The organism is Mesorhizobium sp. LNHC232B00 (genome assembly GCF_000502435.1).
In the GTDB taxonomy this organism is placed as follows: domain Bacteria; phylum Pseudomonadota; class Alphaproteobacteria; order Rhizobiales; family Rhizobiaceae; genus Mesorhizobium; species Mesorhizobium opportunistum.
On record NZ_AYWP01000009.1, the window covers coordinates 1 to 15,673 of the forward strand.

The window sequence follows — 15,673 nt, forward strand, 5'->3', positions numbered from 1 at the left end:
GGTGCTGGCGAAACCGGTGGCAAGGCCGGCGGCGCCGGCGAGACCGGTGGCAAGGCCGGCGGCGAGAGCGGCAAGGGCAGCGGTGGCGCTGGCTAGGCCGATAGAAGCTTGAGACTATCGGGTGCCGGTAATGGTTGTTCCCTTATCGGCATCCGTGTCCAACAACTGGCGCAATTCATCCGCGCAAGCAGCAAGTCCCATCACTGGTCACCAGTCCGAACCGGCATAGCGCGCGGCCTCCTTCCACAGGGCGAGCGCAACCTGTGGGGAACGGGCTTTCACCTCGAAATCTTGACCTTTGTATTTCCCGGCCGCGACCCAAACTGTTTTTGAGCGCTGATAAACAGTGACGCCTATAGCGCCGGCGAGCGTTCGCCATTGTGGATCATTTGCATTCATACATTCCAGCCCCCGCGATGTAAGAAGCAACGAGGGATGCCAGATTGGAGTTCCAAGGAATGTGATCATTTTAACACTTCCCGATCCGAACCTTCCATTCGGCAACCGAAACAACCCGCCGCTGGCGTGAGCGGCGGCATCGATCCGGTCCTCGACGATTGCAAGCCACCAGGGGCCAGGCACTCCCCCGACCAAAAGTCTAGCAAGAACACCCAAAAGCCTGTCTGGGATCGTTGGGTCTAGCGGCGATACCATCCACCTCATGATCTGCGCGTAACAGCAGCCGCTTCGCTTGGTGCGCAACGCTTGATCGCCCGCCGCACCAACATGCGGCGAGCAATTCTCATCGGATGGTGCGCATGCCTGTATCGCCAAAAGCCTGGATCGCCAAAAGTCCCTTCGCCTTCGGGCAGAATTCAGCGCGGTTTGGCCCTCTTCATCTCCGGAGGACCGACAGCGTCCCCTGCGATTCATGGGAGCGTGCACCGTCCTTGTCCAGAAGAAGGTCCACCCTGTTGGATGATCGGCCGTAGGTAAGGTCTTGCTATGCGGGCACTGTCGCGAAGGACGTTTGGGCAGGGAGCCATATTCGGCTTTCTGCACTGGCTGGGCGCTGGCAAGGCAGCCGGCGCGTACGCTCAGCCAGGCGATGGTGTGACGTTGGTGGCGGGAGGCAGACCCGCCGTCACGCTGGTTATCCCGGACAGGCCGAAGGACTCCGTCCGCTATGCTGCCGTGGAGCTCGGCTGGCATATCGAGAAAGCGACCGGCTTCCAACCTGCCATGGCGACTGAAAGCGAGGTGACGTCGGCGAGCCTGGGCAAAGCCCATGTCTTTCTGGGCGATACCCGGTTTGCCCGAAAGGCCGGCATCGATTCCGACGCATTGGAGCCGGAATCGTGTGCAATCCGCACCGTCGGCCGCCACCTCTGTATCGCGGGGCATGACACGAGCGGCAGCCCTCTTGATGAGGACACCTCCGCGGGAACGCTCTTCGGCGCATACGAACTTCTCGATCGCTACTTCGCGGTTCGGTGGCTATGGCCAGGCGAACTGGGAACGTTTGTTCCAAGAGCGGAGTCCGTGGTCGTTCCTCTTCAAGACCATGTCGTAACGCCTCGATTCATGCAGCGCCACGTGCGCTCGGCTGCGGGCTTGAAGGCCAAGGATCATCCCGAGCTGGGCTTCACTGCCGCGGCGGCCGAAGAATACATGAACGCGCAGGCAACATTTCTGCGCCGCAACCGCATGGGCCGCCGAATCCCGGCGAAGTACGGCCATGCCTTCGTGGACTGGTGGCGGCAGTATGGCGCCGAGCATCCTGAATGGTTTCAACTGGTCAACGGCAGACGAGGCCCCTCAAGGCTGGGTGCGCGCTTCTCCATGTGCATTTCCAATCCGGGTCTGCGCGAAGAGATTGTCGCGCAGTGGCGCGAGCATGGAGGGGATACCCCGGAACAACTTCCAACCTTCGTCAATGCTGTCGAGAATGACGTGCCTGGCCAATGCGAATGCGATGCATGCAAGGCGCTCGATGGCCGGGAGCCACCGGATTATCGAAAATTCATTCCGTCGAAATCAAAGATCGCCAGCAAGCCTTTCGTATCCGACCGATATGCGCGTTCATGGCAAGCCATCCAGCAGATCGCCGCGAAATACAATTCGAACTCGGTTGTCGTCGGCTACGCCTACATGAACTACTTCGCCGCTCCGACCTCGGGCATAAAACTGGGGCCGAACATCATGATCGGATTTTGCCCATCATCCTGGTTCTATCCCCGAAGCGGCGACGAGCAGGATTGGATGAAAGCCCAGTGGCGAGGATGGGCGGAAACCGAAGCCCGGCTTTTCATGCGGACGAACTATTTTCTGGACGGATATTGCATGCCGCACATATTTTCCAGCCAGTTCGCCGACGAGTTTCAGAGCGCCGCGAACAACGGGATGATCGGGACCGATTTCGATTCGCTGACAGGTCATTGGGCGACACAAGGCCCAAACCTTTACCTGTTGCTCCGCTTGCAGATCCACCCCGACATGCCTGCCAGCTCCCTGCTGTCCGAATATTACTCCGCCTTCGGACCCGCGGCGGCTGACGTGAGGAGATATTTCGATTTCTGGGAGGCGTATACGTCCGGTGGGCGAGCCCGGCTGCGTGACACTTTCGAGGCTCTTGGGGCTTCGCGTTGGCGAAGCTGGGCGAAAGCGGCGCATGCGATCTATCCAGAGGAGAGCTTCGCGCCGGCCGAAGCATTGCTCGACAAGGCAGCATCCTCCGCGGCGGCAGACCAGCAAGCGTCAAGGCGGGTGCAGTTCCTTCAATTGGGATTGCAGCACGCGAAATTGTGCTCTTTGGCCTCCACCAAGCTTACGCTCGGCGATCCGGAATCCAGCTACGAGAGAGGCAAGGTGGAATTGCAGGCGCTGTTGGAATTTCGACGAGCGCACGAGCGCACGTGGGTATCCAACATGAATCACTGCGCGTGGGTCGAGAGCACCAGCTGGGCCCTTCCCGGCGCTGCAGTCCAATTGCAGGCGCCCGATCCGGAGTGATCTTCTTCAAGCAGCGAAACTTCCAGCCTGGCCTTCGGTCACCAACAGGGAAGGCACCCCGCCAGCTTGCACGCTGGCAAGGGTGCGCTCTTTACGACCTGGCAAGATCGGCAAGACGGTCAGCCGCCCTTGCTGCCGCCACCGTCTCCAGCGCCGCCGGATTTCCCCCCGGACTCACCGGCGCCGCCAGCCTTGCCGCCGGACTCACCGGCGCCGCCGGCCTTGCCACCGGTTTCGCCGGCACCGCCCGCTTTGCCAGGTTCTGCAGCGCGCCCTGCCTTTCCGGGTTCTGCGGCGCGACCTGCCTTGCCTGCTTCCACAGACTTAATTTTGGTCGCCGATTCGGCAAAGCTAGTCGTCGAGACGGATGCGACAGATATAGCAAGAGAAATTGCGGTAAGAATGCGAATGATCATGATAAGCCTCCTTAACAGGGTGACATTCAGCCCCTGAGGATCTTGTCGTGTATTTTTCCGGGAAGATCGAGTCTTGTACGAGGGTGAGCCCGTCGGCATGTTTTATAATTAGTGAAAAAATTTTCGGACGAAATTTTACTCATTTTTCTTTGGAAATAGGCGCACTAATGATTTCTTGGATATCTGCCTAAAACTTGCAACTCAATGTGATCGGTCGCAACAGTCACCTGCATCGATCGCGAGGGCCAGCGCTCCGGTGTGGCGTCGCCAAGTAGAAAATGACGTATCTATTTAAAACTCCGGGGAGCTGGATCGTCAGCTCGGTTTGACTGTTCGTCGCATTCTTGACGTCCGAGCCGACAAACCCCAAAGTTCAGAGGCAACCATTTGTTAACTATCTGACAATGTTGTGGTGATGGTTGCGTGCAGTGCTGCACTTTGGGCACGCACAAAGCGATTTCCGTCTATCCGCCCCGATCTTCAGGCTTGTGCCCGACGATCGACAGGTCAATCGGGCCAACCGCGCGTGAGCCGGGATGGCCAGCGCCTGGGGCTGCGAATGGATGCTTACGCGTCGGCGATCCCGGTCACTAAATCCGCTGACCAGCATATTGAGCGGCTTCCATCCATAACGTGAGTGCAACCGCGGGCGAGCGGGCTTTCACCTCGAAAAGGCGGCCTCGGTAGCTTCCCGTGGCCACCCACACTGTTTTTGAACGTTGAAGGATCGAAACCCCAAGAGCATCCGCCCGATGGAAAATCTCGTCGTGATCGCGGTGCATTTGCTCTGGCCTTTGGCTCCTAAAACGGGCGAAGGTGCTCCTTCATTGGCAAACCATGGCTTGGTCTACGTTCATATTGGGGCGCTGTCATTTGCATTTGACATAGATGCGGGCTTCGTACGAATCCGTCATAGCATCCCAACAGTCGCTATGACCGTGCAAAGTCACGGCCTTGATAGGTCAGCAGCCAGCCGCTCACCCTCATCGCCCATGGGACTTCAGTCTTATTTGCGTTATTGCTAATATGTCTATAATTTGAGCAGTGCGGGGGACACCCAAACCAACCCGCAGTGGCCGGTGTGGCGCAAATCAAGCTGCCCAACGCAGCGCAGCCGCACCGGCCATTGGTTCCCAAAAGCCTCGGCTTTGTCGTCATACGGTTGCAATGACATCTCGACTGCGGTGCCTTCCGACACATGCGAGGAAGCCGCGGGGTCTAATCGATCGGCTCGCCACCCAAAGACCTGAGTTGTCGATAGACCGTCAAGGGATCAGATTGGGACCAGGTTGCACGTTGATGAGCGCGCTACCGATCCAAGAAGCCGACACGCAGGCCAAGCCGATCATATCGACGATGGGACGCTCAATCGGCCGAAGACTAAACGGAGCCAAGACTTGCCGTCTTGTTTCATCACATAATCTTCAGTCTCGGCCATTTTCTTACACCAGCGGCCAATCGTCGACGGAGTTCCTGGGAAATAGCGCGAGCAGTAGCCGCTGCCTCTTCATCGTCGTCGATATCGTCTTCAATCAGCATAGCCAGCGTTTCGACATCGTCGAATGGAAATTCATCGGCGATGTCATCGGCAGCACCCCGTATCACCTCGGCATGGGCACATACGATTTCGGCGGGCTCTTCCAACATCCGCAATTGCCGGAACAGCGATGCAATAGTTTCGGATTGTTGGGACATCGCTCCATGCCTCCGTGTGGGGCAGGAGTAAGTCTATGGCTCCCAAGCGCTAGCGCCCAAAATATTTGCTAACGACAGCACTCCTTTTAGGGTTTCGTGCAAAACCCGTAAAGTCAACTGGCGAAGAAAACTGTTCACAACCCAAGCCAGTCCGCGCGTCTCGGCAACAGGGACAGACCATTCGCGCTCCTGGTCCCTGCGGCGAGCCGCCGAGCTTGAGCCGTCTCGCGGCTGCGGATGCTCGAGCTTAAAACGCCGAACCTCTATAACGTGTCGCTTCCTTCCACAAAGCGATCGTTGGCTTTGGAGCACGCCCCTTCACCTCGAAAGTACGGCCACGATAGCTTCCCCTGGCCACCCAAACTGTTTTTGAGCGTTGATAGATGTTGATGCCCAACGCGCATGCTCTTGCAAGCAATTCTCTATCATTTCGCATTTTGATCGACCTCGTCACGGCTCCTTGAAAGTTGAGATAACAATGATGCCCAGAGTTTGTTGCAGTATCGTGTCGGACCCCATTCCGTCAGGTAACCTGTCGTCACGAAGGGCCGATGCTTCCGCGTTCGCGAGGCGACCCATCTAAGAAAAACCCGCCGCCCCATTCACGGCAGCGACGGGCCGCCCCTGGGATTTTTGGGACTTGCCGGGCGTTGGGTCCCTGCCACCACCAACCTTTAGATGGACCTAATGTTCCTGGATCGTCGCGATGGTACTTTTTTGACGATTCATCATCGCACGGGCGAAGCTGCGTCATGCGGCGCAGCCAGCGCGCGGTGAGTTTTGAGACTACATTCCGCAGGTGTGGAGCTTCACAGTTCTTGGGCCTAAGCGGGTGGCTGCGCGTGCTTGCGGTCGCTAAGCTCCCGAATGACGTGGCGAGTTCCTCAGCCCTTCGGTCGCTGAGCTTCACCCCATGGCGGAAGCCCACTGTCCAAATGGAGAGGCGGAACAAGACGCATCCCGTTTAAATTGGGCCTCGCTGACCATGGAGGCCCGCTTGAGGTTCATCGCGTTGCAAGATCCGGCCGACAACTGGATGGTGTATGATCTACATTCCGAGGTTCCGGCGGAATTCACTTGCAAAGTGCTCTTCGGTCTCTCGCGCGAAGAAGCAGAGCATCTGACCGTTCTGGCCAATGCGAAATTTCGATCCAGAACAGCTATCGCGGAGCCCATGCTTGGCCGCCCGGCCCTGGGTTGAAGGATCACACGCCCCTCACAACGCTGGACATGGGACTGGTAGCTTCCTGCTCGGATTTGTGACTGGGGGATGCGCCGCATGGCTCGGGGAAAGGCGGCAGCGCTCTCCCGCGACCAAACCATGATTAGAGTTGACTCGGGCGTCGAGCAAGGCAGCGGATCGTGCTGTGGCAGGCTGCGATCCCCCCCTTGCGTTCAGTGCATTATCCTTTGCCTTAGCCAGGCAATAAACCTGTTCCCGCCAATCGTTGCGCGGACCCGGTTGGCAGCCCAGCCCGCCTTCATCGTAGCGCCGACGTGACAATCGCAGACGATGTCGTGCAGTTGCCAGTCGCTCAGCCCGAAGAAGCGTTTTGCCTCACCATAGCTGTCGTCTTGCAGGCCCGATGCGCGCAGCACCGGATCTTCGAAGGCCACAGCAATTGCCGATCCTTCCCCACGCACGCTGTCACGTTCCTCCAGGCGCAGATATTCGGTGCCTGTAAACGCTGCAAGGCATCGCTCGGGATGTTGTTCGAGAAGTTCGGCCCAACGTTCGATACGCTGGTTCCGCGTCATCTCCGAATATGCCGCCGAGGATTCGATCTTGGCGACGGCATGCAGTTGGTCGAGTGTCTGATGTTTCATGGCAGGCTCCTGTCGAGAGTGAGAAGCACCCACGCCTTCAGGGAAATTATCGCGCGGTGATGCCCCGACAAGAGCGGGAGATTGAGGCGGTCAGGATTGTAAATGGACCGATTGCATCGGCCAGCAGAACCAGGCTGCCCAGAACCGGGCTGCATGAATCCAGCGACTGCAGCTACTTTTTAATGATGTTTCCGTTGCGCAGGTCGAAGGCTTCGGAACCGCGGGTCTGGCGGTAGAAATCATCCTGCAGTTCGCCCCATTCGCCAAGAAAGGCACCGCACTTGCTGCAGTGAATTGGCGTCGACTCCTCGGCGTTGTCGGGAATGTCCATTTGGATAGTCCCGCATACCTTGCAATCGAGTTTGTCGTCCAGCCGGCGTTCCATTTTCCAAGGATTGCGCATTTTTAGTCAAGAGCCAATTGTTGGTTTCGTACCAAGGAACATAGACCAGCGCCAAGCCTTCGGCCATCGATCACTCACGAGAGTCAAAAAGGACGGCTAGGCCCAGTTCCCGTGCCAGATCGACGATCTTCTCCGTCAACTCGTCATCCGTATCTTGCAAATAGGGCGCATCCCTGCGAGCGGCCTCTATTGCCGCTTTGACCGAGACGATATCGCCATATCGCGCACTTCGAAGCTCTGATGCCAGAAACTCCCTAGCGGTACCGACGGGTCTTGTTGCCCATCTGGCGATGCTCATGCGGTTCCTCCCATCACCCTCGGCTTCATCTTGATCCCGTCCAAGACGCCGATCAATCGATGGTACGATTCCGTACCAAATCGCTCAGCTATAAGAAGGCAACGGCGGCACGGCATCGGCCGGGCCTTGGTTTGAGTGTCGCGAAAGTTGCCCACGCGAAATTGTCCTGCGAGGCAATCGCGATCTACGAAAGGCTGGCTTAGTCATCGCACTTCCGCAGCGGTCGTCATGCTGCCTAGCTACCGGCAAACCGCCGACCCAAGATCGATTGGATCCTTGCATCGGCGTTACCACAAAGCGCCGCCGGTCACCTGGATGTTCTCCATGGTGATGCCCCTGGCGGCGTCCGAGCACAGGAACACCGCGAGCGCCGCGATTTCCTCCGGCTGCAGCATGCGCTGCTGCGGGTTGCCGCGAACGATTTCGGCCATGGCTTCCTCTGGCGTGCGGCCCTTGCCCTCACGCTCGACCACTTGCGCGACGTTGCGGCGCATCAGTTCCGTCTCCACCCAGGTCGGGCTGATCATGACGCAGGTGACGCCGTGTGCGGCACCTTCCAGCGCCACGCAGCGCGTCAGCCCGAGCAGGCCGGCCTTCGAGGCGCAATAGGCAGGATTGTCCTTCCAGCCAACCGAGGCCGCGGTGGAGCCAATGTTGACGATGCGACCCCAGCGGCGTCCGATCATGCCCGGCAGCACGGCGCGTGTGACACGGAAGGCACCCGTAAGATTGGTGTCGACGATCTTGTCCCAGAGTTCGTCGGAATGCCCCACGACCGGCTGCTCGGCGGTGGTGCCGGCGGCATTTACGAGAATGTCGGCCGGCCCGATCGCCGCCTCCGCCTCGGCCACGAAACGATTGCTGAGATCGCTATCGCGCACGTCGAGATGCGCGGCGTGGACACTTGAGCCATGCGCCGCCAAAGCCGAGCGTACCCGTTCGATCTCGCCGGCGCCCGGATAGTAGGCGGCATCGGTCCTTCCCGGGCCCGGCGCGGCCACGTAGGAGCCGACAGCGACATTGGCCCCTGCCCTGGCAAGCGCGGTGGCGATGGCGAAGCCCATGCCGGAAAAACCGCCGGTGACGATGGCCCCGCGGCCCGAGAGGTTGGTCATCGAACTGGATCTCCGCAATCAAACCACAAGGCAGTGGGCACCAACCGTCATTTTCGGAAGTCGCGACGAACCTATCCAAGGCCCGGCAACCGGCCTGGTCAAGGCTGCAGCGGCTTGCCCAGCCATTCGCGATAGAAGCCCTCGAGGTCGGGTTCGAAATCATGCACGATTGGGTAGCCGGGTGCGGCTGCTTCTACTTCGTGCATGGTGCCGCATTGCGGGCAGATGAATTCGCGAATTTCCATCCACTGCGGATCGGGAATATCATTGTTGGGATAGATTTCGCGCAGCGTCTCCTCTGTATTGCGCACGATGATCGCTGCGTTCAGCTTCCAGTTCTTGCGATAGTCGCCGAAGGAGTGGCCGCACTCACAACGGGTCACCCGCTCGTCACCGCTCTGGCAAATGAACAGATGATCCGAGACCGGCAACAGGATCGGGTCTTTCCAGCCGACGCGATCCTGCAGCACCGCGACGTATTTGAAGAAGCGGTCGTCGTCCTTGTAAGCGCTCATGACGCGGCGCGTCTGCGGCCAGGACAGCGTGCCCGCGACCAGATCGGCGATGACTTCCTTGCTGTACGAGGTCATGGCTTTGCTCCCGGCATGAAGATCGATTTGGCGTCGACGTCCCAGAAATCGCTGAATTCCCTGGTGAAGCGCGAGGAAAGCTTGATCGCGCTGGCATACATTTTCTTGACCTCGGGCGCGAAGTCGGCCTTTTCGACCCGGCCGCGCTCGGTGGCGATCCACTCCGACACCGGCTTTGCCTCGGCGAGCCGCCTGGCGCGCATCTCGGCGCGGTGACGCTTGGTGGCCTCGATGTTGGCAACGGGATAGCCGTCCCCATCCTCGTCGAGGATGATGCCGAAGATGCCCTCGGCCGCTTCCTTGGTGAGATAGCCGTTCTCGACATCCAACGCCGTCTTGAGCGGATCGCGCTCCAGCACGTCGCCATAGCCGCCACCGCCATTGTAGGAATGGGTGAAGACGTCACCGGTCTTGTGCGGGGCGGTGATGTAGGGGCCCTCCATCGTCACATGCTCGCCCTGCAGCCGCAGCTCAAGCTCAGAGCGATGCGGGTTGGTGCCGGTGTGGTGCGCGAGCGGTGCCCTTTTTTCGGCCAGTTCGAAGATGTTGGAGTTGCGCACCGCGCGATGCTTCTGGCAGGTCGGCGCCGGATAGCCGCCGCACATGCCGCCATTGTCGAACACGCGGGACGAATGCTCCGAAGTCACCAGTCTGAGATGATCAGTCTTGCTGACCAGCCAGGTCGACAGGAAGGAACAGCCGCCGCGATACTTGCCGGCGCCGCCGGAATTGGGAACGATCGAGCGGCCGATATAGACCATTGGCATGTTCTGTTCCCAGATCTCGATATTGCCCATGTCGGATTCCGGGTTCCAGCCGACATAGGCGGTGTCGAGACCGTCCTTGATCGCCAGCGCGCCGGAACCGGCGGCCGCGCATTCGAAATGCGCCATGCCGAACAGCTTGCCGTACTGGCTGGTGCCGCCCATCTCGATCATCGGGCTGTTGACCTGGCCGACGAAGGCTTCCTCGACGAAGCCGCGTCCGATGAAGGAGCGCGACAACAGCCGCTGGAACACGCCATAGGCCGGAAGCAGCAAGGCCCATGAGGTGGCGGTCGCCACCATTTCGTTGTCCGGGTTGGTCCATGTGCCGTGCGGCAGTTTCAGTTCGGTCGCCATCCAGGCCCCGTCATTGACCAGCCCCTCGAAATTCATGTGCTGGGTGAGCGTCACGAACATGCCGCCATCCATGCCGGCCGGGGTGCAGTTCATCGAATGGTAGCCCCAGGGCTGCGTGCCCTCGAAATCCATGATGATCTTGCCGTCGGTGGTGATCTCCATCTCGATCGGGATGTTGTACAGCCAGTCGGGGTCGCCGAGCGGCTGGTAGCCGGGCTTGCCCGCTGTGACGTGGCCGTAGAAGGTGTGGCCGCGGTAGATGCCGGGCACAGTGAGCTGGCGCGTGCGGGCGAGTTGGGCGCGGCGGCCTTCTTCGATGAACTCCTTCGACACCTTCATCCAGTAGTCCAAGCCGATCTCGTCGATCAGCGCCTTGACGCTTTCGCGCATGTCGATGCAGGAGGCGACCTTGGCCTTCTCGTCCAAGACCCAATAGATCGGCATGCGCAGATTGCGCTCGCAGCGGATGACATAGTCGCGGCGGATCTCGTCGTTCTCGCCGATTTTTTCGGCGCAGACGAACAGCCCTTCCGTGAAGCGCTCCTGCGCCAGGGCCACGTCGCCGCCGGGCGTGATGCCGCCGGCCTCGAGCTCGTGGCAGACCGCGCCCGCCCAGCCGACCAGTTTGCCCGAGTGGAAGATCGGCACCACGTCCATCACATCGGGCACCTGCACGGTGCCGATGAAGGCGTCGTTGTTGGCGAAGATGTCACCGTCGCGGATGCAGGGGTTTTCCTCATAGCCCTGTCTGATCATCCATTTGATGAAGCGGCTCATCGTGTGCACATGCACCATGATGCCGTTGGAGAGCGCGATCGCATCGCCTTCCGGCGTGTAGATGGCGACCACCATCTCGCCGACCTCGCGCACGCCCGGCGAAGCAGAGATACGGCGGGCCATCTCGCGGGCCGAGACGCAATAGGCGCGCAGCTTGGTGTGCAGCGTCTCGAATTTGAGCGGATCCTGGTTGCGCAGCGAAAGTTCCGTGATGCCGTCGTAGCAGCCGGTCTCTTCCATGAGCCGTTCGGATTCGATCAGCCGTTCGCGGAGGCGGAGCGCGGAGGCGGGTTTGTCCAGCATGGCGTTCGCCCTTCTCAAGCGTGGGTGTAGTGCAGCAGCGTCCATTCATCGACATGGACACGGTCCTGCGGATGAACGACGAGCGTTGTGGCGGGATGTTCGATGATAGCCGGGCCGGTGACCTCGTGGCCGGGCTGCAGCAGATCCATCTCGTAAAGATTGGCCTTGTGCCAGCGGCCGCCGATATAGGCCTCGCGCACGCCCTTGTGGGCGGCCGCCGGATCCGGCTTGCCGAGCGCACGCTTCAAGAGCATCGGCTTGACCTTGTCGGCGGTGGCGACGAGCCCGAGTTCGGTGATCGAGAAGCCGGCTTCGCCGTAGCGCGAGACGCGGTGGTTGACCTTGGCATAGACGGCCTCGAATTCGTCGATGACACCGCGCATGTCGTCGGCCGAACGGATGGCCGAGAGCGGCGCCATCACCTCGACATCCTCAAGCTGGCCGGTATAGCGCATCATCAGGAACGGCACGGTCTTGATCTTGTCGCGCGCATGGCCGTCCTCGATCATCTCGTCGACGGCTGCCTTGGTGAGATCATCCCAGACATTGGTGACCTTCACACCGAAGGCCATCAATTCGTCATCACTGGCGCGCGCGCCGATGTCGTGCTGCGTCGACACCGAATGGCGGCGCATGAAATCGGCCGTGGTGCAGCCGAAGGCCGAGAAGGCGGCGGCGAACTGGAAGGTGATGATGTCCTTGAAGCCGATGCCCCTGGAGCAGCCGGCCAGATGCAGCGGGCCTGAGCCGCCATAGGAGAGCAGCGTGAATTCGGAGGGGTGGATGCCCTGGCCGGAGATGACGCGCCGCAACGCGTTGTTGGCGTCGGCCTCCAGCATGTCGATCATGCCTTCGGCAGCCTCCTCGACGCCCACACCGAGCAGGCGCGCGCACTTTTCCTCGAAGGCTGCCCTCGCCTTCTCGACCTGCAGCACGACCTTGCCGCCAAGGAAGTAATGCGGGTTGAGGCGGCCCAGGATGGCGTCGCAATCGGCGATGGTCGGTTCGGTGCCGCCCTTGGCGAAGCAGATCGGCCCGGGATCGGAGCCCGCACTTTCCGGCCCGAGCGAGACCTTCTTGGTCAGTGGATCGACCTTGAGGATCATGCCTGCGCCGGCGCCGATCGTGTCGAGATGCAGCGTCGGCACGTTGAGCTTGAAACGGTCCATCAATGGCTCGTTCTCGATCCGCGTCTGGCCGCGCGTGATGACGCCCATGTCGAAGGAGGTGCCGCCCATGTCCGAGCAGATCAGCGAATCGTTGCCAATCAGCTTGCCGACATAGGCCGCGCCGAGGATGCCGCCGATCGGGCCGGAGATCATGGTTTCGTGCAGGCGCGGATGGTTGATCGAGGTCAGGCCGCCGAAGGACAGCAGCGTCTGCACGCCATATTTGAAGCCGTATTTCTTCGAGACGTCCTCGATACCCTTGAGCTGCTTGCGGCCGCGCGACGTCGCGTAGGCCTCGATCAGCACCGAGTTCAGCCGTGACTGTTCGCGGATGACCGGGCGGACTTCGTGGCTGGTGTAGACGGTGATCTCGGCGCCGGCCTTTTCGATCTCCTCGCGGCAGATCTCGGCGATGCGCTTCTCGTGCACGGGATTGACGTGCGAGAAGATCGTCATGATGCAGATGCCCTCGACCTTGTCGGCGATCAGCTTCCTGGCTGCCGCAGCCACCTCATGCTCGTAGAGCGGCAGGATGATGTCGCCGAACTGGTCGATGCGCTCCGTGACGCCATGGGTGCGACGGCGCGGCACCAGCGGATCGGGATGATGATGGGTGACCGCATGCAGCCGGTCGGCGTAGGAATAGTCGGCCCAGACCTGCAAGCCGCGGCCCATCAGGATCATGTCCTCCAAGCCCTTTGTGGTGATCAGGCCGAGGCGGCGGCCGGTGCGCGACAACAGCGTGTTGAGCATGCCGGTGCCGGAATAGAGCACGACGTTGACGCCGGAGAAGAGCTGCTCCAGCGAGATGCCCCAGGCATCGGCCGCGTCCTCGGCGGAGGCCAGGAAACCTTCGGCTTCGTTCTTCGACGTGGTCGCCGACTTGCCGATCTTGAAGTGACCGTCCTGATCGACAAGGATGGTGTCGGTCATGGTGCCGCCGGCGTCGATGCCGATGACGATGGGGTTGCCGACGATGGGGCCGATGGGATTGGGTTGGGTCACAGGCGCCTCGGAATGTGGTCTGGGTTGAGGCAAGGCTAGAGCTCTTGGGCGGCCTCGCGCCATATGCCAAAAGACACAATGACGGTCGGGCCGGGATCGCCGAGAAAAGGGCATGCGCATGGGCAATATCTGGGCGCCGCTCGCCAGGGCGATCGCCGCCACCGGCACGGACAGGCATGTCGACTGCCTGATCGACCTGATCGGCGCCGACATCGAGCACGACCTTGTCACCGTGACGCGCTATTCGGCGACGCAGACACCGGAATTCGTCAAGCACCGGCGCTTCTCGGACGAGATGGTGCAGCGCTATCTCGCCAGTTACTACGTGTTCGACCCGTTCTACGCCTCGTGGCGGCGCGAGCGGCGGCTTGGCATCATGCCGCTGAAACGGCTTGCCGACGACGAGGCCAAGCGCGGCCAGTACATAGCCGGCTTCCTGGCGCAGTCGGAAATCTGCGATGAAGTCGGCATCATGCTGGCGGATGGCGGCGACTGGTGTCTCGGCATCTTTCTCGACCGTTCGAGCGCCTCTTTCAAGGACAGCGAGATCGCGCGATTGGAAGAGCGGCTGCCGGTGTTCGCAGCCCTGCACGCACTCGACATAACCGCGCGCGGAAACGAATTCTCCCGCACATCGGTGCCGACAGGGCCCGGCGCTTCGCCGCAGCAGAAGCCCAGCATTCCGGCCAGCCTCTGGCCAGAGCTTTCACAGCGGGAACGCGAACTCGTCCAACTCGTCCTGGCCGGGCATCCGACCGCCAGCATCGCCGAGCGGCTGGGGATCGCGGTCGGCACGGTCAAAAATCACCGCCGCCGCATCTACGAAAAACTCGACATCACCACGGAGCGCGAATTGTTCCTGCAGTTCTTTCAATCGCGGACATCCCGGTTGAATGGTCCCTGAGATTTCGGACCTGGATCGAACCTGTTTCGACGCCGCTGCACGCCTATTGCTTGACCGAGGTGGAAGTCCCCCATGTGTCCGACAGCACGTAGCCTTGCGGATATGGGTCCGTCGGATCGAGGTAGTAGGCATGCTCGCCGGTGACCCAGGCTCGGCCAGTGATTTCCGGAACGATCGCCTTGCGGCCGCCGATCTCCGTCAGCTCAACGATCTTGCCGGTGAAGCGCGAGCCGATAATCGATTCGTGGATCAATACGTCGCCAACTCCCATCAGGCCTCGGGCCTGCAGCACGGCCATGCGGGCCGACGTGCCGGTTCCCGTCGGGCTGCGGTCGGATCGTCCCGGCGAGACGATGCAGGTGTTGCGGGTGACATTGCCGGGACCCTGGAACGGCATGGCGAACTGCACGATGGACACGCCGCGCACATGCTCGAATTCCGGATGCACGACATCAAGCTGTTCGCGCGCGGCCCGTCGGACCTTCTCGCCCATCACCGCCAACTCGCGAGCCTCGTCGGGGGCGACCGAGAAGCCGAGCGCCCTAGCATCGACGATCGCGTAGAACATGCCGCCATAGGCGACGTCGATCGTGAGCGTTCCCAGCCCCTCGACCTCGATGTTGGCATCGAGACGTTCGGCGAAGGCAGGCGCATTGCGCAAGGTGATCGACACGCATTTGCCGTCACGGCATTCGGCGCGCACGTCGATGACGCCACCCGGCATGTCGAGCCTGAAGCGCGTCTCGGGCTCCAGCATCGGCACCATGCCGGTCTCCAGCAGGACCGTGGCGACGCAGATCGTATTGGAACCGGACATCGGAGGGTATTCCGTCGGCTCCATGATGATGGCGCCGGCGACGCAATCGTCACGCGTCGATGGCACGAGCAGGTTGACGTGCCGCGCGACGCTGCCGCGCGGCTCGCAGATCAGCATCCGCCTGATATGGTCGTGATCACGTTCCATCGTGATCATCTTCTCCATCATCGTGCGGCCCGCCGGCGGCAGCACGCCACCCACGATGACGTCGCCGACCTCGCCTTCGGCATGACAGCCGACGACACGAATGCTGGTTTTGGTGCGCATTGTTGAAGCCTGTC

The 15,673-nt window shown here is 60.8% G+C and carries 14 protein-coding genes; 3 read left to right on the plus strand and 11 right to left on the minus strand.

Translation table 11 applies throughout. The annotated features are described in order from the left end of the window. Positions 1-207 precede the first annotated feature (207 nt). Positions 208-468: a hypothetical protein gene (locus X743_RS1000000172035; RefSeq protein ID WP_156934420.1), complete on the minus strand. Its 261-nt coding sequence runs from the start codon at positions 466-468 to the stop codon at positions 208-210. 477 nt (positions 469-945) lie between these two features. On the opposite strand from X743_RS1000000172035, the gene X743_RS1000000169815 reads away from it, so the two are divergent. Continuing rightward, a complete protein-coding gene (locus X743_RS1000000169815) occupies positions 946-2,952 on the plus strand; it encodes a DUF4838 domain-containing protein (protein WP_023765678.1) in 2,007 nt (668 codons plus the stop codon). Positions 2,953-3,071: 119 nt separating this feature from the next. On the opposite strand, the gene X743_RS1000000172040 is transcribed toward X743_RS1000000169815, so the two are convergent. Both X743_RS1000000172040 and X743_RS155895 read right to left on the minus strand, forming a co-directional pair. Then, entirely contained in the window at positions 3,072-3,368 is a 297-nt protein-coding gene (locus tag X743_RS1000000172040; protein WP_156934421.1) for a hypothetical protein, read from the minus strand. 1,413 nt (positions 3,369-4,781) lie between these two features. Then, on the minus strand, positions 4,782-5,063 hold the full coding sequence (locus X743_RS155895) for a hypothetical protein (RefSeq protein WP_031250176.1): 282 nt from the start codon (positions 5,061-5,063) through the stop codon (positions 4,782-4,784). 913 nt (positions 5,064-5,976) lie between these two features. Here X743_RS155895 and X743_RS155890 point away from each other — a divergent pair. After that, complete coding sequence (locus X743_RS155890; RefSeq protein WP_023765681.1) at positions 5,977-6,264, plus strand: hypothetical protein; 288 nt, start codon at positions 5,977-5,979, stop codon at positions 6,262-6,264. A 194-nt stretch (positions 6,265-6,458) separates the two neighbouring features. Here X743_RS155890 and X743_RS155885 read toward each other — a convergent pair whose 3' ends face one another. The 7 genes from X743_RS155885 to X743_RS155860 form a co-directional block, all read right to left on the minus strand. Next, on the minus strand, positions 6,459-6,890 hold the full coding sequence (locus X743_RS155885; protein ID WP_023765682.1) for a hypothetical protein: 432 nt from the start codon (positions 6,888-6,890) through the stop codon (positions 6,459-6,461). Positions 6,891-7,062: 172 nt separating this feature from the next. After that, positions 7,063-7,221, minus strand: coding sequence for a hypothetical protein (locus tag X743_RS01000000168915; RefSeq protein ID WP_023765683.1), 159 nt, complete (start codon positions 7,219-7,221; stop codon positions 7,063-7,065). 142 nt (positions 7,222-7,363) lie between these two features. Then, a complete protein-coding gene (locus tag X743_RS155880; protein ID WP_023765684.1) occupies positions 7,364-7,591 on the minus strand; it encodes a hypothetical protein in 228 nt (75 codons plus the stop codon). Between the two features lie 287 nt (positions 7,592-7,878). Next, entirely contained in the window at positions 7,879-8,706 is an 828-nt protein-coding gene (locus tag X743_RS155875; protein WP_023765685.1) for an SDR family oxidoreductase, read from the minus strand. Between the two features lie 98 nt (positions 8,707-8,804). Next, complete coding sequence (locus X743_RS155870; RefSeq protein WP_023765686.1) at positions 8,805-9,296, minus strand: acetone carboxylase subunit gamma; 492 nt, start codon at positions 9,294-9,296, stop codon at positions 8,805-8,807. Then, a complete protein-coding gene (locus X743_RS155865) occupies positions 9,293-11,497 on the minus strand; it encodes a hydantoinase B/oxoprolinase family protein (protein WP_023765687.1) in 2,205 nt (734 codons plus the stop codon). The genes X743_RS155870 and X743_RS155865 overlap by 4 nt, the downstream gene beginning before the upstream one ends. A gap of 14 nt (positions 11,498-11,511) precedes the next feature. Beyond that, the gene (locus tag X743_RS155860; RefSeq protein WP_023765688.1) at positions 11,512-13,671 is read right to left on the minus strand and encodes a hydantoinase/oxoprolinase family protein; all 2,160 of its coding nucleotides are present in this window, start codon (positions 13,669-13,671) and stop codon (positions 11,512-11,514) included. Between the two features lie 112 nt (positions 13,672-13,783). Here X743_RS155860 and X743_RS155855 point away from each other — a divergent pair, with 112 nt between their 5' ends. Next, positions 13,784-14,575: a LuxR C-terminal-related transcriptional regulator gene (locus X743_RS155855; RefSeq protein WP_023765689.1), complete on the plus strand. Its 792-nt coding sequence runs from the start codon at positions 13,784-13,786 to the stop codon at positions 14,573-14,575. Between the two features lie 43 nt (positions 14,576-14,618). On the opposite strand, the gene X743_RS155850 is transcribed toward X743_RS155855, so the two are convergent. Beyond that, positions 14,619-15,659, minus strand: a complete 1,041-nt coding sequence (locus X743_RS155850; protein WP_023765690.1) for a proline racemase family protein — start codon at positions 15,657-15,659, stop codon at positions 14,619-14,621. Positions 15,660-15,673 lie beyond the last annotated feature (14 nt).